Below are 25214 nucleotides of genomic sequence, written 5' to 3'. Positions count from 1 at the left end.
TTTGCCCGCAGCCGGCAGACACGCGACAATGGACGGCCGATGTCCGCGTTTGGCGGCATCGCGAAACCTACAAGAAAACATACGCCGCCGTACTGTCGGTGCTGCCTATTTCCCCCTGCCAGAGGTCATCCGTCGCGTCATGTCGAATACGCCCAAGATCCTGTACACGCTCACCGATGAAGCCCCGTACCTGGCGACGCAGTCGCTGCTGCCGATCGTTTCCGCGTTCGCCGGCACCGCTGGCATCGCCGTGGAGACCCGCGACATTTCGCTGGCCGGCCGCCTGATCTCGCAGTTCCCCGACTACCTGCGCGAGGACCAGCGCATCGCCGACGACCTGGCCGAACTGGGCCAGCTGGCGACCACGCCGGAAGCCAACATCATCAAGCTGCCCAACATCAGCGCCTCGGTGCCGCAACTCAAGGCCGCGATCAAGGAACTGCAGCAGCAGGGGTACGCGCTGCCGGACTACGTGGACGAACCGAAGGACGAGAAAGAGAAGGACGCCAAGGCGCGCTACGACAAGGTCAAGGGCAGCGCGGTCAATCCGGTGCTGCGCGAGGGCAATTCCGATCGCCGCGCGCCGGCCTCGGTGAAGCACTACGCACGCAAGCACCCGCACCGCATGGGCGCGTGGAGTGCCGACTCCAAGTCGCACGTGGCGCACATGGACGCCGGCGATTTCTACGGCAGCGAGCGCTCGGCGCTGATCGCGCAGGCCGGCAGCGTCAAGATCGAGCTGGTCGGCAAGGACGGTGCGGTGACGGTGCTGAAGGAAAAGACCGCGGTGCAGGCCGGTGAGCTGATCGACGCGGCGGTGATGAGCAAGCGCGCGCTGGCCGCCTTCGTGCAGGCGCAGATCGCCGATGCCAAGCAGCAGGGCGTGCTGTTCTCGCTGCACCTGAAGGCGACGATGATGAAGGTCTCCGACCCCATCATGTTCGGCGTGGTGGTCGAGGCGTTCTACCGCGACGTGCTGGACAAGCACGCCGCCACGCTCAAGCAGGTGGGCTTCGATGCCAACAACGGCATCGGCGACCTGTACGCGCGCATCGCCAGCCTGCCCGAGGCGCAGCGCGCGCCGATCGAGGCCGACCTGCAGGCGCTGTACGCGCAGCGCCCGGCGCTGGCGATGGTCAACTCCGACAAGGGCATCACCAACCTGCACGTGCCCAGCGACGTGATCGTCGATGCGTCGATGCCGGCGATGATCCGCGACTCCGGCAAGATGTGGAACGCCGAAGGCAAGCTGCAGGACACCAAGGCGGTGATCCCGGACCGCTGCTACGCCGGCGTGTACCAGGCGGTGATCGAGGACTGCAAACTGCACGGTGCGTTCGACCCGGCGACCATGGGCAGCGTGCCCAACGTCGGCCTGATGGCGCAGAAGGCCGAGGAATACGGTTCCCACGACAAGACCTTCCAGATCGCCAGCGACGGCACCGTGCGCGTCACCGATGCCGGTGGCACGGTGCTGCTGGAGCACGCGGTGGAAGCCGGCGACATCTGGCGCATGTGCCAGACCAAGGACGCGCCGATCCAGGACTGGGTCAAGCTGGCGGTCGAGCGCGCGCGCCTGAGCAGCACCCCGGCGGTGTTCTGGCTGGATCCGCAGCGCGCCCACGATGCGCTGATGATCCAGAAGGTGGAGCGCTACCTGCAGGACCACGACCTCAACGGCCTGGACATCCGCATCCTGCCGCCGGTGGAAGCCACCGCGTTCTCGCTGCAGCGCATCCGCAAGGGCGAGGACACCATCTCGGTCACCGGCAACGTGCTGCGCGACTACCTCACCGACCTGTTCCCGATCATGGAGCTGGGCACCAGCGCCAAGATGCTGTCGATCGTGCCGCTGATGGCCGGCGGCGGCCTGTTCGAGACCGGCGCCGGCGGCTCGGCGCCCAAGCACGTGCAGCAGTTCGTCGAAGAGAACTACCTGCGCTGGGATTCGCTGGGCGAGTTCCTGGCCCTGGCCGCGTCGCTGGAGCACCTGGGCCAGCGCCACCACAACGCCGCCATCGGCGTGCTGGCGCGCACCCTGGACCAGGCCAATGGCCAGTTCCTGGACAACGACAAGTCGCCTTCGCGCAAGGTCGGCGGGCTGGACAACCGCGGCAGCCACTTCTACCTGGCCCTGTACTGGGCGCAGGCGCTGGCTGCGCAGGACGAGGACGCCACGCTGAAGGCGCGCTTCGCCCCGCTGGCCAAGCAGCTGGCCGAGCAGGAAGCGACCATCGTCGCCGAGCTCAACGGCGTGCAGGGCCAGCCGGTCGACATCCAGGGCTACTACCGCCCGAACCTGGAACTGGTCGGCAAGGCGATGCGGCCGAGCAAGACGCTCAACGACGCGCTGGCGACGTTGACGGCCTGACGCTCCCGGATCGCACCCGCCACCGCCGCGCGCGGTGGCGGGTGCATGGCGCCGGGTCGCGCCGCGGCCGCTTCAGCCGGCGATGCGGCGCAGGGCTTGCGCGAAGCGGTCCAGTTCCTCCACACGGGTGAACAGGGCCGGTGTGGCCCGCACGCAGGCACCGCTGGCCGCGCCGCTGCGCATCGTGGTCATGATCCCGAACTGCTGCAGCAGGCGCTGTGCGAGGGCGGCGTTCTGCTGTTCGCTGTTCTGCCCGCGCAGGCGAAACGAGGTCATCGCCCCGTACAGTTGCGGATCCTCGGGGGTGAGGATCTGCAGGCCGGGAAGGTCGGCCACGCGATGCACCCAGCGGTCGCGCAGGAATTGCAGCCGTGCCTGCTTGTTGGCCGCGCCGATGCGCTCGTGCACATCCAGCGCTGCCGGCAGGGCGAGCAGGGCCGCGAAATCCACGGTGCCGGTATGCACCCGGGTGTCGATGCTGTCGGCCGGGCCCTCCTGGCCCATCTGCGGGTCGATGTCGGGGATGCGGTCGTGGCGAATGTAGAACCCGCCGACGCCGAGCGGCGCGCCGATCCACTTGTGGAAATTGAAGCCGACGAAGTCCGCGCCGAGGTCCGGCAGGCGCAGATCGCGTTGGCCGACTGCCTGGGTGGCATCGACGATGCAATCCACGCCGCGCTGCCGTGCCATGGCGACGATCTCGGCGACCGGCAGCGCCAGGCCGGTGCGATGGCTGATGCAGGTGACGAGCATCAACCGCACCTGCGGATGGCGTTGCAGCGCCTGCGCATAGGCGTCGATCAGGTTCTGGCGGGTGGCCGGTTCCGGCAGGTCGATGCCGATCGCCTCGACGCCGCGGCGCTGCCGCAGCCACTTCATCGCCGCAATCATCGCGTCGTAGTCCAGGTCGGCGAACAGCACCGCATCGCCCTGCCGCAGGCGGTTGTAGCCGCCGATCAGCAGTTGCAGCGATTCGGTGGCGTTGCGGGTCAGCGCCAGCTCGCCCGGCGCCACCCCCAGCACCGTGGCGGCGCGCCCGCGCAAGGCTCGGTAGTCGTCGGGGAACTGCAGGCGCGCGTAATGCGCGTTGTCGCGGTTCACCTGTTGCACGCGCTGCAGGTAGGTGCGCAGCACCGGTTGCGACATCGCGCCCCAATAGCCGTTCTCCAGCGCGACGACGTTCCGGTCCACGTCGTAGGCGGCGGCGACCTGCGCCCAGTAGCCCTCGTCCTGCGCCAGGCGCCGCGGCGCGATGCCTGTCGGTGCTGCCGGTATCGCGCCCGGCGCAGCGAGCGCCTGGCTGCCGACCTGGCGCAGCATGTCCTGCAGCGGCAGCATCGGCGCGGCGGCGAGCAGGGCGCGCCGCCGCGGGTCGGGCCGATCAGAAGCGCAGGCGGAGTTGTGCATAGACGTTGCGTCCGTCGGTGTCGTAGGGCGCGTTGCGCGAATACACCAGGCCGCGGCTGGCCTGGAAGGTGGCCTTGTCCGGATACGTGTCGAGCACGTTGTCCGCACCGATCCGCAGCGACAGACGTTCGCTCAGCGCATAGGTGGCCGAGAGGTCGAGCAGGGCGATCGCGCCGAAGCGCTGGAAGATGTCGCCGGTGCTGTTGCCGCTGCTGTCGGTCCAGGCGCCGTAGTAGCGAACCCGCAACAGGCCTTGCAGCGGTCCCTGGTCCCAGGTCAGGCCGACGCTGCCCTTGTGCTGCGGCAACAGCTGCTCGAACAGGATGCGCTGAGTCGGATTGGCCGCCACGGCGGTGTTGCCGCCGTCGACCTTGGTGCGGTTGTAGTTGTAGGCCACAGTGGCGCCGAGGCGACCGGGCCCGAGCGCATGCTGGTAGCCGAACACCAGGTCCGCGCCTTCGGTGGTGGTGTCGAAGTCGTTGGTGAAATAGTTGACCGACGTGTAGTGCATCGGGTTGGGCAGATTGGCCGGCACCGCGAAGCTGGCCGAGGTGCTGAAGCGGTCGTTGACCGCGATCCGGTAGAGATCCAGCGATCCGTACAGCCCGATCGGCGCCTGCCAGGCCAGCCCCAGGCTCAGCGAATCGGATTCCTCGGGCTTCAGCGGCTTTGCGCCCAGCGCGACGGCGATCGGGTCCTGCGGCGACAGCCGGCCCGCATTGAAGACCTGCAGACTCACCGTATCCAGGCCCTGGGTGATCTGGGTGCTGTACAACTGCGCCGGCGTGGGCGCGCGGAAACCGTTGGACCAGGCGCCGCGCAGCGCCAGCCACGAGGTGAGTTCCATGCGCGCGGACAGCTTGCCGTTGAGGGTGCTGCCGAAGCTGGAGAAGTCTTCATAGCGCACCGCACCACCGACGCTCAGGCGCGCGGTCAGCGGCGCTTCCACGTCCACGTAGGCGGCGTAGCTGGTCTGGTCCCAGCTGCCCGATTGCTGGGGGCTGAAGCCGGGGGCGCCATTGGCGTTCGGCGCCAGCCCGTAGCGCGCACCGGCGCCGATGGCGTAGGAGGCGGGATCGCCTGCGCCGATGGAATAGGCTTCGTTGCGGCGCTCGGCGCCGAAGGCGATGTTCACCGGGTCCTGCAGCATCGCCAGCGGCAGCGCATAGACGAAGTCGGCGTTGAGGTTGACCTCGCGCTGCTGCAGGGAGCCAAGGTGGAAGGCGGTCGGGCTGCCCGGTCCCATCGAGGCGTTGATCGAATCGCCCAGCGAATAGGCGATCCGGTTCATGCCGTAGGCGGCGCTGACGTCCCAGCTGAAACGCTCGTTGAAGGCGCCCTTGAGGCCGCCCAGCGTCTGCGCGTCGCGGTAGTCGCTGCCGTAACGCGGGGTGAAACCGGCCGGATACACGCGGCGCAGGTCGAAACCGGGAAACGCCGGGGTGGTCTTGTAGATGGATGCGTTGGTATCGGGGTTGCGCCAGTTGAAGTCGGAAACGCCGCTGCCGTCGTTGAACAACGCATAGCCGTAGAGGTTGACGCTGTCGTCGAGCGCCACATCCAGGTTCATCCCCAGATGCGTGCTGTGCTGTTCCGGCTTGCCCCAGCGCTGCACCGGGTCGGGGACGGCAACGCCCGGGTGTGCGGCCTGGAACGCGATCGCGTCGGCGCGCTGCACGCCGCGGTCGGTGGGATCGGAGGCGCTGTGTTCGGCGAACGCCACCAGGCTGCCATCGCGGAGATCCCAGCCGCGTTTGAGCGAATAGGTGCGGGCGAGGCCATCGCCTGCGCTGTACCTGGAGATGTCCGCGCCCATCTCGGTGCCGATGCGATCGTCGAGGATGATGTTGATGACGCCAGCGATGGCGTCCGAGCCGTATTGTGCGGCGGCGCCGTCGCGCAGCACTTCGATGCGCTTGATCGCCGTGACCGGGATCTGCGCCAGGTCCGGCGCCTGCGCGCCGCGTGCGCCGAGCAGGGCCGACCGGTGGAAACGGTGGCCGTTGACCAGCACCAGGGTCTGGTCCGGCGAGAGCCCGCGCAATGTGGCCGGACGCACGAAGATCTGGCCGTCGGCCAGCGGCAGGCGCTGCACCACGAAGGACGGAACCAGCGCCGCCAGCACGGTGTTGAGGTCGGCGCTGCCGACCGCGCGGATCTCCTGCGCGTCGATCACGTCCACCGGCGCCAGCGTGCCGAACTGGGTACGGTTGGCGCCGCGGGTGCCGGTCACCACCACGCTGTCCAGGGTCGTGCTGGGGGTGTCGGCAGGTTCCGCCGGCATGGACGTCGCGGCGGCGGCTTTGCCGGCGCAAAGGGCCAGAATGGCGGTCGCCAGGTGGCGGTGAGTGAGGCGATTCAAAGGAACTCCGGACGAAAGAGGGGGCGATGGGAGCCGGGTCGGCGAGCGGCCGGGATGACGAAATCGGCATAGTCTGGCGGCCGATGACGACGTGCCATTGACGCGTGTGTTGCGTGCCGATGACGGTTCGTGCGACAGATCGTGCTGGCACCGCGGGCGCGGCAGCGCCGTGCGCGCCGGGGCGCGGTGGGGCGCTGCGGGTAGACTGCGGCCCATGACCGAGACCCACGACGCGCCCGTCTCCCCATGCCCCCAACCCGCCGCTATCGCGGTGGCACGCGGCATCCACGACGCATTCGAGGACTACCATGCGCGTTTCGCCGAGATCACCCGGCGCGCGCGGCGCCGCTTCGAGACGCGCGACTGGAACGCTGCGCGCAACGATGCGGTCGAACGCATCGCCCTGTACGACCAGTGCATCGGCGAGTGCATGCTGCGCCTGCGCGCGCTGCTGCTCGGCCAGGCCCACGACCGCACGCTGTGGGCGCAGGTTCGCGACAGCTTCGCCGCGCAACTGCATGGGTTGATCGACCAGGAGCTGTACAAGACCTTCTACAACACCCTGACCCGGCGCTTCTTCCGTACCCAGGGCGTGGATGCGCAGATCGAGTTCGTGGCGCTGGACATCGAGCCCACCGACGCCATCACCCACCCGGTGGCGCGGCACAACTACGTGGTGTCCGAGGCGCGGCCGGTGGACGCGTTCGTGCGCGTGCTCGGCGACTACCGGTTCGATGTGCCGTACGCGCACCGCACGCGCTGCGCGGCGGCCATCGCGGTGCGGCTGCAGGACGATCTGGCGCATTGGGGCGAGAACCCGGTGCGCGGCATCGAACTGCTGGAGACCGTGTTCTACCGCGAACGCCGCGCCTACCTGATCGGCCGCGTGTTCGGCGAGCACCGCTTCTCGCCGTGCGTGATCGCCCTGGTCAACGACGCGCAGGGCCTCCGCGCCGAAGCGGTGCTGACCAAGCGCAACGACGTGGCGCAGCTGTTCGGCATCTCGCGCAGCTATTTCCAGGCCGATCTGTCCACTGTCGGCGATGCGGTGGTGTTCCTGCGCAGCCTGCTGCCGCACAAGCCGATCGACGAGCTGTACACCATGCTCGGCCGCGCCAAGCAGGGCAAGACCGAACGCTTCCGCACCTTCTTCCGGCACTTCCAGGCGCATCCCAACGAACAACTGGTGCATGCCGAGGGCACGCCGGGCATGGTCATGGCGGTGTTCACCCTGCCCAGCTATCCGCTGGTGTTCAAGCTGATCCGCGACCGCTTCGCCTATCCGAAGACGATGAGCCGCGAAGAGGTCGAAGAGAAATACGCGCTGGTGTTCAACCTCGATCGCGTCGGCCGCCTGCTCGACGCGCAGCCGTACCGTTCGCTGCGCTTCCCGCGTGCGCGCTTCGCGCCGGCGCTGCTGCAGGAACTGATGGAGGGTTGCGCACGCAGCCTGCGCGAGGACGGCGACGACCTGATCGTCGAGTTGTGCTACGTGCAGCGGCGCCTGCGCCCGCTGAACCTGTACCTGCGCGAGCAGGGTGCCGAGGCCGCGCGCGAGGCCGCGCTGGACTACGCGCAGGCGATCAAGGACATGGCCCGCAACAACATCTTCCCCGGCGACATGCTGCTGAAGAACTTCGGCGTGTCGCGGCAGGGCCGCGCGGTGTTCTACGACTACGACGAGCTGTGCCTGGTCACCGACTGCAACTTCCGCGACTGGCCGCAGCCGCGCAACGAGGAAGAGGCGATGGCCGCCGAACCCTGGTTCCATGTCGCCCCGCGCGACGTGTTCCCGGAGCGCTTCGCGATGTTCATGGGCCTGCCCGCGGCCTCGCTGGAGGCGGTGCGCCATGCCCATGGCGAACTGTTCGATCCGCAGTGGTGGCGTGACCTGCAGACGCGGCTGCGCGAGGACGACTATCCGGACGCGCCGCCCTACCCGGACGCGCTGCGCCTGGCCTGAGTTGCCGCCCAGCCGCCAGTGCGCTGTAATCGGCGCCTCATCTCAAGCAAGGAATGCACGATGCACCGCCGATCCCTCCGTTCGTGGTGGCGCTGGAGCGCCATGGTCTCGCTGCTGCTGGCGTTCGCCGCCGTCGCCGTCGCCGCCGACGGGGTCGGGCCCGGCGCGGTACGCAAGCAGATCGAAAGCAGCATGCTGGTGAGCGGCACGATCGACATCGAGCCCAGCGGCAAGGTGTCGGCGCTGGCGTTGGACCAGCAGGAGCGCCTGCCCAAGGGCGTGGTCGGCTTCGTCCGCAACAGCGTGATGCAGTGGAAGTTCGAGCCGGGGATGCGCGACGGCAAGCCGGTGCCGGCGCGCACGCCGATGACCCTGCGTTTGGTCGCCAAGCGGCTGGAGGGCGGAGACGACTACCAAGTCGAGATCCGCGGCGCCGATTTCACTCGCTACGATTCCAACGATCGCAGCGTGGTGACCGGAATTCAGATGAAGCCGCCGGCCTATCCGGAAGCGGCCTTCAGCGTCGGCGCCGCGGGCGATGCCTACCTGGTGCTCAAGGTGGGCCGGGATGGCCGCGTCGTCGATGCCGCGGTGGAGCAGGTCAATCTGCGCGTGGTGGCGTCCGAGCAGCAAATGCAGCGACTGCGCGATGTGCTGGGCAAGAGCGCGCTGGGCGCGGCCCATAAATGGACCTTCCGGCCGCCGAGCGAAGGCAAGGACGTGGATGCGCCCTATTGGACCGTGCGCGTGCCGGTCAACTACGCGCTGAGCGATACTCGCCGCGACGCGTCGTCGTCCTACGGCCGCTGGACGAGCTACGTGCCCGGCCCGCGCCAGCGTGCGCCGTGGATCACCAGCCAGGATGCGGCCGGCTTCTCGCCGGACCTGCTGCCGGCCGGCGGCGTGTACATGGCCGACGGCACCGGCCCGCGCCTGCTGACGCCGCTGCAGCCGCTGCAGGGCGGCTGAGCGGCGGCCAGGTGCGCCTGGAAGCAGGCACGGCCAAGCTGGCCGCGTCGGCAACGACCGGCCGACGCTAGCGCGCCGCGCGGCGATCGCCGTCGCGGCGACGGGTCGACACGACCAGCACCGCCAGCAACAGCCCGGCCAGCAGCAGCGACGCGCCGACCGTGCCCAGATCCAGACCGCCCTTGCCGGCCGGCTTGCTCAGCAAGTCGCCGAGGGTGGCGCCGAACGGACGGGTCAGCACGAACGCCGCCCAGAACAACGCCGTGCGCGAGACGCGGGTGAACGCATAGGCGAGGGCGATCGCCGCCAACAGCGCGGCGATCAGCGATGCGCCGCCGGCGAAGCCCAGCCCCGAGCTGTCGGCCAGGTAGTCGCCCAGCGCGGTGCCCAGCGTGTTGGAGACCAGGATCGCCAGCCAGTAGAAGACCTCGGCGCGGCCGCTGCCGATCCGCTCGACCGACAGGCTGCGTTCGCACAGCCACCAGCTCGCCAGTACCGCGACCAGCAGGCTGACCAGCAGCAGCGCGCCCTGCGCGTAGCCCAGGCCCAGGCTGCGGTCCATGTAATCCGACAGCGTGGTGCCGGCGGTGCTGGTGGTCAGGATCACCCACCAGTACCGCCACGGCTGGAACCGGCGTGCGCGCAGCTGCGCCCACAGCGAGACCAGGAACACCGCCAGCAGCAGCACGCTGCTAAGCGCATAGCCGATGTCCAGGGTCATCGACAGCAGGTCGCCGCCGGTCTCGCCCAGGGTGGTGGCGCAACTCTTCATCACCCAGAAGCCGAGGGTGACCGGGGCGACCTTGCTGACGGCGCTATTGGCAGTGGTGGGCATGGCGGCGGACGCGGCGGGGCGAATGACGCCCATCTCACCCGCGCCCACGTCGAAAGACCGTCGGACCCCGCGCCCGTCAGGCGCGGGGCGGCGCAGTGCCGGCGCCACAAACGCGAACGCCCCGCCGAAGCGGGGCGTTGCGGTCGAACCGGCGCCTGGACTCAGCGCTTCATCGAACCGAAGAACTCGTCGTTGGACTTGGTGTTCTTCATCTTGTCCAGCAGGAACTCCATCGCCGCGATCTCGTCCATCGGATGCAGCAGCTTGCGCAGGATCCAGATCTTCTGCAGCAGTTCCGGCTCGATCAGCAGGTCCTCGCGGCGGGTGCCGGAACGGTTGATGTCGATGGCCGGGTACACGCGCTTCTCGGCGATACGGCGGTTCAGGTGCACTTCGCTGTTGCCGGTGCCCTTGAACTCTTCGTAGATCACCTCGTCCATCTTGCTGCCGGTTTCCACCAGCGCGGTGGCGATGATGGTCAGCGAGCCGCCTTCCTCGACGTTGCGCGCCGCGCCGAAGAAGCGCTTCGGGCGGTGCAGGGCGTTGGCGTCGACGCCGCCGCTGAGCACCTTGCCGGAGGACGGCACCACGTTGTTGTAGGCGCGGGCCAGGCGGGTGATCGAGTCGAGCAGGATCACCACGTCCTTCTTGTGTTCGACCAGGCGCTTGGCACGCTCGATCACCATTTCGGCGACCTGCACGTGGCGCGCGGCCGGCTCGTCGAAGGTCGAGGAGATGACCTCGCCGCGCACGGTGCGCTGCATTTCGGTCACTTCTTCCGGGCGCTCGTCGATCAGCAGCACGATCAGGTGCACGTCCGGATGGTTGGTGGTGATCGCCGTGGCCACCTGCTGCATCAGCATGGTCTTGCCGGCCTTGGGCGGGGAAACGATCAGCGCACGCTGGCCCTTGCCCTGCGGCGCCATCAGGTCGAGGATGCGGCCGGAGATGTCTTCCGAGGAGCCGTTGCCGCGCTCCAGGGTGAAGCGCTTGCGCGGGAACAGCGCGGTCAGGTTCTCGAACAGGACCTTGTTCTTGCTCGCTTCCAGCGGCTCGCCGTTGATGGTGTCGACGATCGACAGCGCGAAGTAGCGCTCGCCGTCCTTCGGGAAGCGGATGCGGCCGGACAGGTGGTCGCCGGTGCGCAGGTTGAAGCGGCGGATCTGGCTGGGCGAGATGTAGGTATCGTCCGGACCGGCCAGGTAGCTGGCCTCGGCCGCGCGCAGGAAGCCGAAACCGTCCGGCAGGATTTCCAGCACGCCATCGGCGGCGACGCCTTCGCCGTGGCGGGTCAGCACCTTCAGCAGGGCGAAGATCACGTCCTGCTTGCGCGCGCGGGCCACGCCGTCCTGGATGTTGAGCTGCTCGGCGATGTCCAGCAGCTTCTGCGCCGGCATCTTCTTCAGGTCGCTCAGCGAGTAGATCGGGAAGCCTTCCGGCACGTTGGCGTGCGGGCGCGGCACGAACGGCTCGTTGGCGCCGTTGTCGCTGGGCAGGCCGTTGTCCTGGAAGCGGTCGCCGCCGCGCTGGTTGCGGTCGCGGTCGCGGCGATTGCGGAAGCGATCGCGGCGGTTGCCCTGCTGGTTGTTCTGGTTGTTCTGGTTCTGATTCTGGTTGTTGAAGCGGTTGCCGCCGCCGTCGCGCGGCTCACGGCCTTCGCGCGGTTCGCCGCCTTCGGACGCCTGGCCGCCGCCCTGATGGGCCGGCGCGTCGCCGCCGCCGTGGCTCTGGCCGCCGCTCGCGGCCGGGGCCGACTCCGGCGCTGCGGGACGCGGTGCTTCGGCCTGGACGGGCGCGGGGTTCAGCGGCAAGTTCGGCTGCGCCGGCGCGCCGTGCTCGGCGGCGCCTTCCGCGCCGCTTGCGGCCTTGCTGACGCGCGGCTTGCGCACGCGCTTCTCGGCGGGGGCGTCGGCGCTCCCGGGTTCGGACATGGTGTGATCGGACAAGTGGTGTTCCTCGCTAAGAGTGCGAGCGCCCAGCGTGGGGGCATACGGGGTTGGGAGGAGGTCTGGGAGAGAATCTTCCAGAGGGGGTGCGGTGTGCGAATGCCACCGGATGCATCGACACTATCACCGCCACGCAAGCACGGCAAGCAGGCGTTTGTGGGCGATTCAGCCGCCGGCGATGAACGCCGACGGGACTGCCGCGGCGCCGCTCCGGTTGCGGAGCGGTGCCGGCAGCGGGCGTCAGGCGGCGCTGCTGCCCAGGGTCTTGTCGATCATCTGGGTCAGCTGGCCCTTGCCGACGGCGCCGATCTGGGTGGCCTGGATCTGGCCGTTCTTGAACAGCAGCAGCATCGGGATCGAGCGCACGTGGTACTTGATCGCGGTGGCGCGGTTCTCGTCCACGTTGACCTTGGCGACCTTGAGACGGCCGTCGTAGGCGTCGGCGAGGTCGTCCAGCACCGGCGCGATCATCTTGCACGGGCCGCACCACTCGGCCCAGAAGTCCACCAGGACCGGCTCGTCGGACTGCAGCACCGTGGCATCGAAATCGGCGTCGCCGACGTAAAGGACCTTGTCGCTCACTTGGGGTATCTCCTGGGCCAATGCGACTGGCCGGACCGGGTGGCCGCCGCATTGCGGTAAACTGGGGCATTGCGCGGCGAACTCAAGGGATTCCCCCTGTCGCGCGACCCGGCATGGAAGACGCCAGTGTGCGACGCTGCCGGGACCGATGCAAGCCGCGACCTTACGCTTCGGGCGGGGTGGCCTCACGAAGATGGAATGATGAGCGACAAACCGCTGACCGATGTGACTTTTTCCGCGTTCGAACTGCAGCCCGCGCTGCTCGCAGGCCTCGAAAGCGCCGGCTTCACCCGCTGTACCCCGATCCAGGCGCTGACCCTGCCGGTGGCCCTTCCCGGCCGCGACGTGGCCGGCCAGGCCCAGACCGGCACCGGCAAGACCCTGGCGTTCCTGGTGGCGGTGATGAACCGCCTGCTCAGCCGCCCGGCGCTGGCCGACCGCAAACCGGAGGATCCGCGCGCGCTGATCCTGGCCCCGACCCGCGAACTGGCCATCCAGATCCACAAGGATGCGGTGAAGTTCGGCTCCGAGCTGGGCCTGCGCTTCGCCCTGGTCTACGGCGGCGTGGACTACGACAAGCAGCGCGAACTGCTGCAGCAGGGCGTGGACGTGATCATCGCCACCCCCGGCCGCTTGATCGACTACGTCAAGCAGCACAAGGTGGTGTCGCTGCACGCCTGCGAGATCTGCGTGCTCGACGAAGCCGACCGCATGTTCGACCTGGGCTTCATCAAGGACATCCGCTTCCTGCTGCGGCGCATGCCCGAGCGCGGCACCCGGCAGACCCTGCTGTTCTCGGCCACCCTCAGCCACCGCGTGCTGGAGCTGGCCTACGAACACATGAACGAGCCGGAAAAGCTCGTGGTCGAGACCGAGAGCATCACCGCCGCGCGGGTGCGCCAGCGCATCTACTTCCCCTCCGACGAGGAGAAGCTGACCCTGCTGCTGGGCTTGCTGTCGCGCAGCGAGGGTGCGCGCACCATGGTGTTCGTCAACACCAAGGCGTTCGTCGAGCGGGTGGCGCGTTCGCTGGAGCGCAACGGCTACCGGGTCGGCGTGCTGTCCGGCGACGTGCCGCAGAAGAAGCGCGAGACCCTGCTCAACCGCTTCCAGAAGGGCCAGTTGGAGATCCTGGTGGCCACCGACGTGGCCGCGCGCGGCCTGCACATCGACGGGGTCAAGTATGTCTACAACTACGACCTGCCGTTCGACGCCGAGGACTACGTGCACCGCATCGGCCGCACCGCGCGGCTGGGCGAGGAGGGCGACGCGATCAGCTTCGCCTGCGAGCGCTACGCGATGAGCCTGCCGGACATCGAGGCCTACATCGAGCAGAAGATCCCGGTCGAGCCGGTCACCGCCGAACTGCTGGTGGCGCTGCCGCGCACCCCGCGTGCGGTGGTGGAGGGCGAGGCCGCCGAGGCCGATGACGACGACCAGAGCATCGGCGAGATCTTCCGCGAGGCCCGCGCCCAGCGCGAGGCCGACGAACAGCGTCGTGGCGGCGGTCGCGGCAAGCCCGGCGGCAGCCGCGGCGGCCCGGGCGGCCGTGGCGAGTCCTCGCGCAGCGCCGACGGCAAGCCGCGGCGTCCGCGCACGCCGCGTCCGGCCGACGCCGGCACCGCCGCCGCGGACGGCAGCGCGCCGGCCGCTGCCGCGCCGGCGCCCGCTCCCAAGCCGCCGCGTGCTGCGCCGGCCGAGGGTGCTGCGCCGGCGGTCGAAGGCGAGCGTGCGCCGCGCAAGCGCCGCCGCCGTCGCGGCGGACGTCCGCTGGAAGGCGCCGAGGGCGCACCGGCCGGCAACGGCAGCGCCACGCCGGCGCCCGCCGCCCCGGCCAAGCCGGTGCAGGTCGTGGCCACCCCGGTCAAGGCCGCGCGCCAGGCCGATCGCAGTGCGGCGGCGAAGAACGATTCGTTCCTGACCCGCCTGGGCCGCAAGCTGCGCTCGCTGGTCTCCAGCTCCTGATCCGGACCGGCCGTCCGCCGCGTGCGACGCGCGCGGTGGACGAACACCCGGGCCGCTCCGGCATAATCGCCGGATGAGCGTTCTGCGGTTCGACAATGTCAGCAAACAGTACGCCGGCGGCCACGCGGCGCTGGTGGACGTCAGCTTCGAGGTCGAGGAGGGCGAGATGCTGTTCGTCACCGGCCATTCCGGTGCGGGCAAGAGCACCCTGCTCAAGCTGATCCACCTGAGCGAGCGGCCCTCGCGCGGCGCCGTCCTGTTCGGCGAGCGCAACCTGCTGAAGGTGCGCGGCCGCCGCGTGCCGCTGCACCGGCGCGAGGTCGGCGTGGTCTACCAGGACCACCGCCTGCTCACCGACCGCAGCATCGCCGAGAACGTGGCGCTGCCGCTGATCCTGCGCGGCACCCGCCGTGCCGAGATCGGCAAGCGCGTGCGCTCGGTGCTCGAGCGCATGGGCCTGGGCCACCGCGAGAAGGCGCTGCCGTCGCAGCTGTCGGCCGGCGAGCAGCAGCGCGTCGGCATTGCCCGGGCGATGGTCGGCGAACCGCGGCTGCTGGTCGCCGACGAGCCCACCGGCAACCTCGACCCGACCCTGGCCGCGGAAATCATGCAACTGTTCGCCGAACTGCCGGCGCGCGGCACCAGCGTGCTGGTGGTCAGCCACGACCTGGCGCTGCTCAAGCAGATGCGCAAGCGCGTGCTGATCCTGGACCACGGCCGCCTGATCGACGACATCTCCCCGCAGGACCTGGCCGAATGAGCGCACGCAACGCCGGCGCCGCGGCGCCCTCGCGGCTGGGTGTGTGGTGGGACCACCACCTGCACAGCATCGTCTACAGCCTTGGCCGCGCCATGCGCAAGCCGTGGGCGACGCTGCTGACCATGGCGGTGATGGCGCTGGCGCTGACCCTGCCGCTGGGCCTGTCGATCGCCCTGGACAACCTCAAGCAGTTCGCCGGCAGCGTGCAGCAGTCGCGCGACATCAACGTGTTCCTGAAGACCGACGTCGACGCCGCCGCGGCGCAGACGCTGGCGCAGACCTTGCGCGGCCGCGCCGACGTGGCGGCGGTAACGCTGCGCACGCCCGCCGAGGGCATGGCCGAGCTGCGCGACAGCGCTGGCCTCGGCGAGGCGCTGGACGCGCTGCAGGACAATCCGCTGCCGACGCTGCTGATCGTCACCCCGGCCGCGGCCGACGACACGCCGCTGGCGACCGCGCTGACCGCGCTACCGCAGGCCGACCTGGTCCAGCACGACGCCCTGTGGCGCAAGCGCCTGGACGGCTGGCTGCATTTCGGCGAACGCCTGGTGCAGGTGCTGTCGCTGCTGCTCGGCGCCGGTGCGGTGCTGGTGGTCGGCAACACCGTGCGCCTGGACATCCAGTCGCGGCGCGAGGAGATCGGCGTGCTGCAGCTGCTCGGCGCCAGCGACGGCTTCATCCGCCGCCCGTTCCTGTACCTGGGCGCCTGGTACGGGTTCGGCGCCGGGGTGCTGGCGCTGGGCCTGCTCGCCGCCTCGGGGATGGCGCTGGGCCAGCCGCTGGCGGCGCTGGCCGACAGCTACGGCAGCCATTTCGTGCTGCATGGGCTGGACGCGCTGCATGCCGGCTTCGTCCTGCTCGGCACCCTGCTGCTGGGCTGGCTCGGCGCCTGGCTGGTGACCGGCCACTTCCTGCGCCAGACGCGGCCCACCGACACCTGAGGCGCACATGGCCGGGCACGAGCTCAAGCATCTGATCAGCGCCGCCCCCCGGGTGATGGTGGTCGATGGCTCCAAGCTGGTGCGCAAGCTGATCGCCGACGTGCTGCACCGCGAACTGCCCGACGTGACCGTGGTCGGCTGCGCCAGCATCGCCGAGGCGCGCGCCGCGCTGGAGGCCGGCCCGGTCGATCTGGTCACCACCTCGCTGGGGCTGCCCGACGGCGACGGCCTGACCCTGGCGCGCAGCGTGCGCGAAGCCGCCGGGCAGGCCTACGTGCCGGTGATCGTGGTCTCCGGCGACGCCCAGCAGCACCTGGTCGAACGCCGCTTCACCGAGTACGTCACCGACTACTTCGACAAGGCGCTCGGCCACGAGGCGCTGGCCACCTTCATCCGCGGCTACGTGCAGCCGCAGCCGGTGGCCGGCGCCACCGTCCTCTACGTCGAGGACAGCCGGGTGGTGGCCGAGGCGACCAAGCGCATGCTCGAACGCCAGCACCTGCACGTGGTGCACGTGCTCAGCGCCGAGGACGCGTTCGCCCTGCTCACCGCCGAGTCGCTGGGCCGCACCACCCGCCGCATCGACCTGGTGCTGACCGACGTCACCCTCAAGGGCGAGCTCAACGGCCGCGACGTGGTCCAGCGCATCCGCGTCGACTTCGCCTACGGCAAGCGGCGCATGCCGGTGCTGGTGATGACCGGCGACAGCAATCCGCACACCCAGTCCGAGCTGCTGCGCGCCGGCGCCAACGACCTGGTGCAGAAACCGATCGAAGAGCGCCTGCTGGTCACCAAGGTGCTGTTCCAGTTGCGCCTGGCGCGGCTCGACGAGATCGCCGTGACCTTCTGACCGATGTGATGTCCCGAGCCTGGAAGCGATGAGCAACAACGAAGACGAAAGCCGGATCCAGCTGGAACCGTCCTGGAAGGCGCAGGTCGGCGACTGGCTGCTGCGCCCGGAGATGCGCGAACTGGCCGCGTTCCTGCGCCAGCGCAAGGCCGCCGGCGCGCGGGTGTTCCCGCCGGGGCGGCAGATCTTCGCCGCCTTCGATGCGACCCCGTTCGAGCGGGTGGAAGTGGTGATCCTCGGCCAGGACCCGTACCACGGCTACGGCCAGGCGCACGGGCTGTGCTTCTCGGTGCTGCCGGGGGTGCCGGTGCCGCCGTCGCTGCTGAACATCTACAAGGAGATCGAGGACGACCTCGGCATCCGCCGGCCCGACCACGGCTGTCTGCTGCCGTGGGCGCAGCGCGGCGTACTGCTGCTCAACGCGGTGCTGACGGTGGAGGAAGGCCGTGCCGGCGCGCACCAGGGCAAGGGCTGGGAGGGCTTCACCGACCACGTCGTGGAAACCCTCAACCGCGAGCGCGAGGGCCTGGTGTTCCTGCTCTGGGGCAGCTACGCCCAGGCCAAGGGCAAGGTCATCGACACCCGCCGCCACCGTGTGCTCAAGGCCCCGCACCCCTCGCCGCTGTCGGCGCACCGCGGCTTCCTCGGCTGCAAGCATTTCTCCGCTGCCAACGAGTACCTGCGGCGGCGCGGCGCGACCCCGATCGACTGGAGCCTGCCGCCGCGCGCGGAGCTGGAGGCGGCGCTGCGCGGCGCCTGAACCCCGGTTGGACGGCACGCCGCTGTCGCCTGGCGTGGACGCCATTTTCGCGAACCGGCTGCTACTTTGGCGGTCAGAGAACGGGATGACGATGCGTCCCGATTGTTTCAACGGCTTGTGATGCAGTGTCATTCCTGATTCATATGTTGCATAAACAGAACACAGGAACTTTTTACTGTACCCAGCAGTCCAATTAGTAGACTGCTAAGATGAGCCCTATGAGCCAGACTCTTACTTCCAACGCATTGGTTGCCAACAACCTCCCGATCCCCAGTCCGCTCGGTTCGCTGGATGCCTATATCGGCGCCGTGCACCAGATCCCGGTGCTGACGTCCGACGAGGAACACGCACTGGCGGTGCGCTATCGCGACCAGGAAGACCTGGACGCGGCCCGCGAACTGGTCCATTCCCATCTGCGCTTCGTGGTGCACGTGGCCCGTGGCTACAACGGCTACGGCCTGCCGCTGGGCGACCTGATCCAGGAAGGCAACATCGGCCTGATGAAGGCGGTCAAGCGTTTCGACCCGGAGATGGGCGTGCGCCTGGTCAGCTTCGCGGTGCACTGGATCCGTGCCGAGATGCACGAGTACATCCTGAAGAACTGGCGCATCGTCAAGGTCGCCACGACCAAGGCGCAGCGCAAGCTGTTCTTCAACCTGCGCAAGTCCAAGACCCGCCTGGGCTGGATGAACGCGGCCGAGGTCACCGCCGTGGCCAAGGACCTCAACGTGTCCGAGCGCGAGGTGATGGAGATGGAATCGCGCCTGTCCGGTCGCGATATCGGTTTCGATGCGCCGTCCGACGAGGACGACGATCACGCGCCGCCGTCGCCGGCCGCGTATCTGATGGCCAACGAGGAAGATCCCTCGCAGGCCTACGAACGCGCCGACAGCGAGGACAACCAGCTGCAGTTGCTGCGCGAAGGCCTGGCGGAACTGGATGCGCGCTCGCGCGACATCATCAAGCGCCGCTGGCTGGATGCCGACAGCAAGATCACCCTGCAGGAGCTGGCCGACGAGTACGGCGTGTCGGCCGAGCGCATCCGCCAGATCGAGGCGAATGCGCTGAAGAAGATGAAGGCGCTGTTCGTCGCCTGAGTCGCCTGCGGCGGTCAGTAGCAACGCACGAAAGGCCCGGCACTGCCGGGCCTTTTCTTTTGTCTCTGGGCGGCACCGTGGAGCGGCGACTGCCGAGTGCGCAAGCGCAACCGCGCGCGCGTGACGCTGGGCTAGGACTCCGGCGGACGCGCCACCGGTAGGTGCCAGCCGTAGCGGATCGCCATGAAGCGCAGGCCGAAGCACAGCACCGCGCCCACCGCCAGGCCCCAGGGCTGCGGCAGGTGCAGCACCTGCGCGGCGGCGACCACGCCGCCGCCGAGCAGCGCCGCCACCGCGTACAGCTCGGCCTGCAGCACCACCGGCGTGCGCGCCACCAGGAGGTCGCGGACGATGCCGCCGCCGATGCCGCTGAGCATGCCCAGCAGCGGCGCGCTGAGCGGGCCCAGGCCGAACGCCAGCGCCTTGCTGGTGCCGTACACCGCGAACAGCGCCAGGCCCATCGCGTCGAAGATCTGCACCGGATTGCGCAGGCGCTCGACCGTGTGGTGACGGTAGAAGGCCAGCAACCCGGCCAGGCAGGCGACGCCGAGGTAGCGCACGTCGGCCAGCGCTGCCGGCGGGGTGGCGCCGATCAGCACGTCGCGGGCGATGCCGCCGGAGACCGCCGCCGCGCACGACAGCACCAGCACGCCGAACAGGTCCAGGCGATGGCGCACGCCGACGGTGGCGCCGCTGATCGCGAACACGAAGGTGCCCAGCAGGTCGAGCAGGAACAGGAAGGTCGCCAAGACGGGCACTGCGCCGCAGCAAAAAGGCCGGCTAGGATCGCAGCCCGACCGTGCAGTGTCACCTGTCCGCGGGCGGCGCGGCCTGCGCCTGCGTTTCCTCCGCTGCCGGCGGATCGCCGAGGATGATCCGCGCGGCGCGCTGGTAGCTCCAATAGGCCCAGGCCCAGTTGAGCAGCACCACCACGCGGTTGCGGAAGCCGATCAGGAAGAACACGTGCGCGGCCAGCCAGAACCACCAGGCCAGCACGCCGGAGAGCTGCAGCCGGCCCAGGTGCACGATCGCGGCCATGCGCCCGATGGTGGCCAGGTTGCCGTAGTCGGCATAGCGGAACGGCACGCTGGCGGTGTCGCCGCGCAGCCGTCGGCGCAGGGTGTCGGCGACGTGGCGGCCCATCTGCTTGGCCGCCGGTGCCACGCCGGGAACCGGACGGCCGTCGGCCTGCTGCACCGCGGCCAGGTCGCCGGCGACGAACAGCTCCGGATGGCCGGGCACGCTCAGGTCCGGCTGCACCTGCACGCGGCCGCTGCGATCCAGCGGCGTCTGCAGCGTCTTCGCCAGCGGCGAAGCGGCCACGCCGGCGGCCCAGACCACGGTGCGCGCCGGCACGAAGGTGCTGCCGAGACGATAGCCATGGGCGTCGATCTCGGCGACCGGCACCCCGGTCAGCACTTCCACGCCGAGCTTTTCCAACTGCTTCTGCGCCTTGGCAGATAGGTGTTCGGGGAACGAGGACAGCACCCGCGGCCCGGCCTCGATCAGCCGCACCCGCGCTTCGGCCGGGTCGATGCGGCGGAACTCGTGCTTCAGCGTGTGCCGGGCGATCTCGGCCAGGGTGCCGGCCAGCTCGACGCCGGTGGGGCCGCCGCCGACGATGGCGAAGCTGAGCCAGGCCGCGCGCGCGGCGGGGTCGGTTTCCGCTTCGGCACGCTCGAACGCCAGCAGCAGGTGCCGGCGCAGCTGCAGCGCGTCGTCCAGGGTCTTCAGGCCCGGCGCATGCGCCGCCCAGTCGTCGTGGCCGAAATAGGCGTGGGTGGCGCCGGTGGCGACCAGCACGTAGTCGTAGTCCAGCGCCTGGCCGTCGGCCAGGCGCACCTGCCGCGCCAGCTTGTCGATGTGGACGACTTCGCCCAGTCGTACTTCGACATTGTCCTGGTGGCGCAGGATCTGCCGCAGCGGCGCGGCGATGTCCGGCGCCGACAGGCCGGCGGTGGCGACCTGGTACAACAGCGGCTGGAACAGGTGATGGTTGCGGCGGTCGATCAGGGTGATGCGCAGCGGCGTCTTGGCCAGGGCGCGGGTGGCCCACAAGCCGGCGAAGCCACCGCCGACCACGATCAGGTGCGGCACGCGTGTGTCGTCCATGCAGGACTCCAGGAGGGGGAGGGGAGCGGAGGTGTCCGATGTCGGCGTGGCGGTCGTAAGCGCGCGTGGCGCACCGATCCGCGGAAACGCGCGCGGCCAGTGGGGCGCTGCGCGATCGTCGAGGGCCGGACCTGCATGCTCGTATAGTAGCGCGATGCAAAGCGCGGTCAGCGACACGGAGGACGCACGGTCATGTCAGCGACAGTGAAATCGCGTGTGTCGGTGTCGCCGCAGGCGCCGTTGCCGTCGCGCTGGCGCAGCCTGTTGTTCTGGGCCAAGACCCGCGCGCTGCAAGGACGCCGCGCGCTGCGCGATCTGCGCGACGGACCACGCAAGCATCGCCGCGATGGTGGCCTGGCGATCGCCGATGGCACCTCCGCCGAATCGGTCACTGCGCTGTGGCCCGCCAGCGAGGAAACCGCGCCGCAACTGGTGGCCGGCAAGATCCACAACCTGCGGCTGGCCGCGCGTGCGCTGCATGGCGTGGAGGTGCCGGCCGGTGCGACCTTCAGCTTCTGGCGCCAGCTCGGCCGCGCCACCCGCCGCCGCGGCTTCGTCGCCGGCCGCGAACTGCGCGAGGGCTGCCTGGTGCCGTCGATCGGCGGCGGCCTGTGCCAGTTGTCCAATGCGATCTACGACGCGGCGCTGCGGCAGGGCCTGGAGATCGTCGAGCGGCACCGCCACACCCAGGTGATTGCCGGATCCTTGGCCGAGCGCGACCGTGACGCGGTGGTGTTCTGGAACTACGTGGACCTGCGCCTGCGCGCCGCCGCGCCGTGGCGGCTGGAGGTATGGCTGGACGGCGAGGCGTTGCACGTGCGCATCCGCGGCGGTGCCGCGATGCCGGCAGCGTTGCCGTTGCCGCCGCTGCAGCGACGTACCGCGCCGGCCGGCATCGACGCCGCCAACGACTGCACCCGCTGCGGCCGCAGCGCCTGCCATCGCCACTCGCCGGCGGTCCCCGACGGCCTGCACCGCACCTGGCTGGTCGACGAAGACTGGCCGGAGTTCGCCGAGGACCGCCGACGCCGGCAGCAGCCCGGCGACCGTGTGCTGGCGCTGCCGCGCACCAGCGTCGCGACCTTGCACGCGGCGCTGGTGCGTCGCTGGTGGCTGTGGCGCGGCATGCCGTTGCCGCAGGCGCGCCTGCGTGCGCAGCGCATCCGTCTGCAGGCGCTGCGGCGCCGGTTGGGAGCGCGCGACGTCGATCTGGTGGTCCCGCAGAGTCTGTTGCCGGAGCTGTGGCTGGCCGGCGAGTTGCAGGGGCGGCGCTGGGACGTGTGCATGACCGCCTTGCCGATGCACCTGCTGCAGGCGCGCCTGGACGTGGCCGCGCAGCGGCATCCGCACAGTCCCACCCTGCGCGATTTCCGCGCCGATCCGGCGCTGGTCGAGGCCGAGCGTGCGGCACTGGCACAGGCGCGGCACTGGATCACGCCGCACCGCGCACTGCTGGCGCTGGCCGGTAGCCGCGGTCTCGCGCTGGAATGGCGACGGCCGGCGCTAACGGCGGCCGCGGCGGAGCACGCGGCCGTCAACGCGGACACCGTACCGCGGGTGCTGCTGGCGGCCTCGGCGCTGGCGCGCAAGGGCGCCTACGAACTGCGCGAGGCGGTGCGTGGCCTGCCGGTGCTGTTGCTGCTGCCGCCCGGCGCGCAGGAGACGCCGGATTTCTGGAACGGCATTACGGTGCAGCGGGTTGCTTCGATGGCCGAGGGCGTACGCGCGGCCACGCTGGTGTTGCTGCCGGCCTGGATCGAACAGCAGCCGCGCGGCCTGTTGCTGGCCATGGCGCTGGGCAAGCCGGTGATCGCCACCGCCGCCTGCGGCCTTTCCGCAGACGACGGCGCGTGGCGTTGCGTGGAAGCAGGCGACAGCGCCGCGCTGCGTGCGCAGGTGGTCGACGCCTTGGGCCTGGCGGGTTGAGCGAAACCCGAGGGCGTTGCGGGCGCCTGCAGGCCAGGGTCTGCCATGCACGACGGTCACATCAATTGCTCGGCGACGCGTCGTTGCTCTAGCGGTGTCTTGCAGGACGCGTCGCCGCCTCAGTACAGATCCTGCGGATCCACATCCAGCGACCAGCGCACGCGCCGTGCCTGCGGCAGTGCGTGGATCGCCGGCACCGCCGCGTCCAGCAATGCGTGCAGCGCGCGCCGCGTGCTCGCCGAGAGCAGCAACTGGGTGCGCTGGAAACCGGCGCGGCGCGGCATCGGCGCCGGCATCGGGCCGAAGCGCTGCACCTCGTCCTGCACCGGCAGCAGCGCGCGCACCGCGGCGAGGAAGGCGTTGGCGTGTTCGACCTGCTTGGCCTCGGCGCGCAGCAGCGCCAGGTGCGCGAATGGCGGGAAACCCGCGGCCTCGCGTTGCTCCAGCTCCGCGGCGGCGAAGGCGTGGTAGCCGCCGTGCACCAGGGTCTGCAGCAACGGATGCGCGGGGTGGTGGGTCTGCAGCCAGACCTCGCCCGGGCGCGCGGCGCGGCCGGCGCGGCCGGCGACCTGGATCAACTGCTGCGCCAGCTTCTCGCTGGCGCGGAAATCGGCCGAGAACAGGCCTTCGTCGATGCCCACCACCACCACCCGGCTCAGCTGCGGCAGGTCGTGGCCCTTGGCCAGGATCTGCGTGCCGACCAGGATGCCGGGGGCGCTGCCGAGCGTGGCCAGCTGCGTCTCCAGCGCATCGCGGCGCTGGGTGGTGCCGCGGTCGATGCGCAGCACCGGGACGTCCGGGAACGCCTGCACCAGGCGCTCTTCGAGGCGTTCGGTGCCGATGCCCTGCGGCTGCAGGGCCAGGCTGCCGCAGTCCGGGCAGGCCAGCGGCGCTGGCTGGCGCGCGCCGCAGTGGTGGCATTGCAGGCGCCGGCCGCCGGCGTGCACGGTCATCGGCGTGGCGTGCAGCGGGGTGCTGCAGCGCTGGCACGGTGCGGTCCAGCCGCAGTCGTGGCACAGCAGCACCGGCGCATAGCCGCGGCGGTTCTTGAACACCAGCACCTGGCCGCCCTCGGCCAGTGCCGTGCCGATCCCGGCCAGCACCTCCGGCGACAGCCCGTCCTGCAGCGGGCGCTTGCGCACGTCGAGCACGCGCACCGTCGGCGGTTTGGCGTCGCCGGCGCGGCGGGTCAGGCGCAGGTGCGCGTAGCGGCCGCCGGCGGCGTTGTGCAGGCTCTCCAGCGACGGCGTGGCGCTGCCCAGCAGCACCGGCACGTCCAGCGCCTTGCCGCGGACCAGGGCGAAATCGCGGGCGTGGTAGCGGATGCCGTCCTGCTGCTTGTAGCTGCCGTCGTGTTCCTCGTCGACCACGATCAGCCCGGCCTGCGGCAGCGGCACGAACACCGCCGAGCGGGTGCCGACCACCACCTGCGCCTCGCCGCGCCACGCGGCGGCCCAGACGCGGGCGCGTTCGTTGTCGTTGAGGCCGGAATGCAGCGCATGCACCGGCACCCCCAGGCGGGCGCGGAAGCGGGCCAGGGTCTGCGGGGTCAGGCCGATCTCCGGCACCAGCACCAGCGCCTGGCGGCCGCGCGCCAGGCAGGCGGCGATGGCCTGCAGGTAGACCTCAGTCTTGCCGCTGCCGGTGACGCCGTCGAGCAGGAACGGGGCGAACCCGGCGGCGGCGACCACCGCGTCGATGGCGTCCTGCTGTTCGGCGTTGGGCACCGGCCCGGGCTGCGGTTGCGGCGCCGCCATGCTGGCCGGCACGGCGATGCGTTCGGCGTGGCCGCGCCTGGCCAGCGCCCGCGCGGCGCTGCGCCAGTCGTCCATCGCCTGGTCCAGCCGGTCCTCGTCCATGGCGCCGTCCGCCAGCAGCGCGGCGAAGCGGTGCGGGCGGGTGCCGGGGCGGGCACGGTGGCTGGCGCCGGCCTCGGTCAGGCGCCAGGCCCAGGCGTGGGTGTCGGGCAGCGGTTCGCCGCGGCGCAGCGGTACCGGCAGCGCCATGGCCAGCACCTCGCCCAGTGGCGCGTGGCTGTAGCGCGCCAGCCAGCGCAGCGACTCGGCCAGTTCGCCGTGCAGCAGCGGCGCCGGGTCCAGCCAGGCCAGTGCCGCGCGCAGGCCCTCCGTGTCCTCGACCTGGCCGATCGCCGCTACCACGCCGCTCAGTTCGCGGTTGCCGAACGGCACCTGCACGCGGCGGCCGACATCGCCGTCGGCGACCGTGCCGCCGGGCGGTGGCAGGTAGTCGAACAGCTGCGGCAGCGGCACGGGCAGGGCGACGCGGAGCGTGGCGGCGGGGGAGGGCATCCACCTAGTCTAGCGGTCGCCGCAAGCGCGTCCCGGGCGCCAGGAGTTGCGTGCGATTG

At 70.3% G+C, this 25214-nt stretch carries 18 protein-coding genes; 10 read left to right on the top strand and 8 right to left on the bottom strand.

Going from position 1 to position 25214, the window contains the following annotated elements; genetic code table 11:
* The first annotated feature begins 139 nt into the window (after positions 1-139).
* A complete protein-coding gene (locus GGR66_RS04165) occupies positions 140-2371 on the top strand; it encodes an NADP-dependent isocitrate dehydrogenase (RefSeq protein WP_184447308.1) in 2232 nt (743 codons plus the stop codon).
* 72 nt (positions 2372-2443) lie between these two features.
* Here the strand turns inward: GGR66_RS04165 and GGR66_RS04160 are convergent, their stop codons facing one another.
* Together GGR66_RS04160 and GGR66_RS04155 are read right to left on the bottom strand one after the other, a co-directional pair.
* Positions 2444-3778 carry an aminotransferase class V-fold PLP-dependent enzyme gene (locus GGR66_RS04160; protein ID WP_184447307.1) on the bottom strand — a complete coding sequence of 445 codons (1335 nt, stop codon included), beginning with the start codon at positions 3776-3778 and terminating at the stop codon, positions 2444-2446.
* A complete protein-coding gene (locus GGR66_RS04155; protein ID WP_255421565.1) occupies positions 3753-6062 on the bottom strand; it encodes a TonB-dependent receptor in 2310 nt (769 codons plus the stop codon). The genes GGR66_RS04160 and GGR66_RS04155 overlap by 26 nt, the downstream gene beginning before the upstream one ends.
* 292 nt (positions 6063-6354) lie before the next feature.
* On the opposite strand from GGR66_RS04155, the gene aceK reads away from it, so the two are divergent.
* Positions 6355-8103, top strand: coding sequence for a bifunctional isocitrate dehydrogenase kinase/phosphatase (gene aceK, locus GGR66_RS04150; RefSeq protein ID WP_184447305.1), 1749 nt, complete (start codon positions 6355-6357; stop codon positions 8101-8103).
* A 60-nt stretch (positions 8104-8163) separates the two neighbouring features.
* Complete coding sequence (locus tag GGR66_RS04145; protein ID WP_255421564.1) at positions 8164-9072, top strand: energy transducer TonB; 909 nt, start codon at positions 8164-8166, stop codon at positions 9070-9072.
* 67 nt (positions 9073-9139) lie between these two features.
* Here GGR66_RS04145 and GGR66_RS04140 read toward each other — a convergent pair whose 3' ends face one another.
* The 3 genes from GGR66_RS04140 to trxA form a co-directional block, all read right to left on the bottom strand.
* Positions 9140-9940: a hypothetical protein gene (locus tag GGR66_RS04140; RefSeq protein ID WP_184447304.1), complete on the bottom strand. Its 801-nt coding sequence runs from the start codon at positions 9938-9940 to the stop codon at positions 9140-9142.
* Between the two features lie 128 nt (positions 9941-10068).
* On the bottom strand, positions 10069-11853 hold the full coding sequence (gene rho, locus GGR66_RS04135) for a transcription termination factor Rho (protein ID WP_184447303.1): 1785 nt from the start codon (positions 11851-11853) through the stop codon (positions 10069-10071).
* Between the two features lie 240 nt (positions 11854-12093).
* Complete coding sequence (trxA, locus tag GGR66_RS04130) at positions 12094-12435, bottom strand: thioredoxin TrxA (protein ID WP_010341563.1); 342 nt, start codon at positions 12433-12435, stop codon at positions 12094-12096.
* Positions 12436-12636: 201 nt separating this feature from the next.
* On the opposite strand from trxA, the gene rhlB reads away from it, so the two are divergent.
* From rhlB to rpoH, 6 genes are all read left to right on the top strand, one after another.
* On the top strand, positions 12637-14400 hold the full coding sequence (gene rhlB / locus GGR66_RS04125) for an ATP-dependent RNA helicase RhlB (protein ID WP_184447302.1): 1764 nt from the start codon (positions 12637-12639) through the stop codon (positions 14398-14400).
* A gap of 73 nt (positions 14401-14473) precedes the next feature.
* A complete protein-coding gene (ftsE, locus tag GGR66_RS04120) occupies positions 14474-15160 on the top strand; it encodes a cell division ATP-binding protein FtsE (RefSeq protein WP_160945586.1) in 687 nt (228 codons plus the stop codon).
* Complete coding sequence (ftsX, locus tag GGR66_RS04115; RefSeq protein WP_160965923.1) at positions 15157-16101, top strand: permease-like cell division protein FtsX; 945 nt, start codon at positions 15157-15159, stop codon at positions 16099-16101. Before ftsE ends, ftsX begins: the two co-directional genes overlap by 4 nt.
* 7 nt (positions 16102-16108) lie before the next feature.
* Complete coding sequence (locus tag GGR66_RS04110) at positions 16109-16951, top strand: response regulator (protein WP_160965925.1); 843 nt, start codon at positions 16109-16111, stop codon at positions 16949-16951.
* A gap of 28 nt (positions 16952-16979) precedes the next feature.
* Positions 16980-17711 (top strand): uracil-DNA glycosylase, encoded by a 732-nt coding sequence (gene ung, locus GGR66_RS04105; protein ID WP_160965927.1) that lies wholly within the window; start codon positions 16980-16982, stop codon positions 17709-17711.
* Positions 17712-17929: 218 nt separating this feature from the next.
* The gene (gene rpoH / locus GGR66_RS04100; protein ID WP_160965929.1) at positions 17930-18808 is read left to right on the top strand and encodes an RNA polymerase sigma factor RpoH; all 879 of its coding nucleotides are present in this window, start codon (positions 17930-17932) and stop codon (positions 18806-18808) included.
* A 131-nt stretch (positions 18809-18939) separates the two neighbouring features.
* Here rpoH and GGR66_RS04095 read toward each other — a convergent pair whose 3' ends face one another.
* Both GGR66_RS04095 and GGR66_RS04090 read right to left on the bottom strand, forming a co-directional pair.
* The gene (locus tag GGR66_RS04095; protein ID WP_160957604.1) at positions 18940-19557 is read right to left on the bottom strand and encodes a trimeric intracellular cation channel family protein; all 618 of its coding nucleotides are present in this window, start codon (positions 19555-19557) and stop codon (positions 18940-18942) included.
* Between the two features lie 58 nt (positions 19558-19615).
* Positions 19616-20920, bottom strand: a complete 1305-nt coding sequence (locus GGR66_RS04090; RefSeq protein WP_160965931.1) for an NAD(P)/FAD-dependent oxidoreductase — start codon at positions 20918-20920, stop codon at positions 19616-19618.
* A 192-nt stretch (positions 20921-21112) separates the two neighbouring features.
* Here GGR66_RS04090 and GGR66_RS04085 point away from each other — a divergent pair, with 192 nt between their 5' ends.
* Positions 21113-22846, top strand: a complete 1734-nt coding sequence (locus GGR66_RS04085; protein WP_221236323.1) for a VanW family protein — start codon at positions 21113-21115, stop codon at positions 22844-22846.
* 119 nt (positions 22847-22965) lie between these two features.
* On the opposite strand, the gene GGR66_RS04080 is transcribed toward GGR66_RS04085, so the two are convergent.
* Positions 22966-25155, bottom strand: a complete 2190-nt coding sequence (locus GGR66_RS04080) for a primosomal protein N' (protein ID WP_184447301.1) — start codon at positions 25153-25155, stop codon at positions 22966-22968.
* Between the last annotated feature and the right edge of the window lie 59 nt (positions 25156-25214).

The sequence above is a fragment of the Xanthomonas sp. 3498 genome (genome assembly GCF_014199795.1).
In the GTDB taxonomy this organism is placed as follows: Bacteria; Pseudomonadota; Gammaproteobacteria; order Xanthomonadales; family Xanthomonadaceae; genus Xanthomonas_A; species Xanthomonas_A rydalmerensis.
Note: the sequence above shows the minus strand (reverse complement) of the source record. Positions and strands in the feature narration are given on the sequence as shown.

Excerpts from the sequence above, each read along its gene's own strand:
- GGR66_RS04165 (WP_184447308.1), top strand. The coding sequence starts at position 140 with ATGTCGAATACGCCCAAGATCCTGTACACGCTCACCGATGAAGCCCCG.
- GGR66_RS04160 (WP_184447307.1), bottom strand. The coding sequence starts at position 3,778 with ATGCACAACTCCGCCTGCGCTTCTGATCGGCCCGACCCGCGGCGGCGC.
- GGR66_RS04155 (WP_255421565.1), bottom strand. The coding sequence starts at position 6,062 with ATGCCGGCGGAACCTGCCGACACCCCCAGCACGACCCTGGACAGCGTG.
- aceK (WP_184447305.1), top strand. The coding sequence starts at position 6,355 with ATGACCGAGACCCACGACGCGCCCGTCTCCCCATGCCCCCAACCCGCC.
- GGR66_RS04145 (WP_255421564.1), top strand. The coding sequence starts at position 8,164 with ATGCACCGCCGATCCCTCCGTTCGTGGTGGCGCTGGAGCGCCATGGTC.
- GGR66_RS04140 (WP_184447304.1), bottom strand. The coding sequence starts at position 9,940 with ATGGGCGTCATTCGCCCCGCCGCGTCCGCCGCCATGCCCACCACTGCC.
- rhlB (WP_184447302.1), top strand. The coding sequence starts at position 12,637 with ATGAGCGACAAACCGCTGACCGATGTGACTTTTTCCGCGTTCGAACTG.
- ftsE (WP_160945586.1), top strand. The coding sequence starts at position 14,474 with ATGAGCGTTCTGCGGTTCGACAATGTCAGCAAACAGTACGCCGGCGGC.
- ftsX (WP_160965923.1), top strand. The coding sequence starts at position 15,157 with ATGAGCGCACGCAACGCCGGCGCCGCGGCGCCCTCGCGGCTGGGTGTG.
- GGR66_RS04110 (WP_160965925.1), top strand. The coding sequence starts at position 16,109 with ATGGCCGGGCACGAGCTCAAGCATCTGATCAGCGCCGCCCCCCGGGTG.
- ung (WP_160965927.1), top strand. The coding sequence starts at position 16,980 with ATGAGCAACAACGAAGACGAAAGCCGGATCCAGCTGGAACCGTCCTGG.
- rpoH (WP_160965929.1), top strand. The coding sequence starts at position 17,930 with ATGAGCCAGACTCTTACTTCCAACGCATTGGTTGCCAACAACCTCCCG.
- GGR66_RS04090 (WP_160965931.1), bottom strand. The coding sequence starts at position 20,920 with ATGGACGACACACGCGTGCCGCACCTGATCGTGGTCGGCGGTGGCTTC.
- GGR66_RS04085 (WP_221236323.1), top strand. The coding sequence starts at position 21,113 with ATGTCAGCGACAGTGAAATCGCGTGTGTCGGTGTCGCCGCAGGCGCCG.
- GGR66_RS04080 (WP_184447301.1), bottom strand. The coding sequence starts at position 25,155 with ATGCCCTCCCCCGCCGCCACGCTCCGCGTCGCCCTGCCCGTGCCGCTG.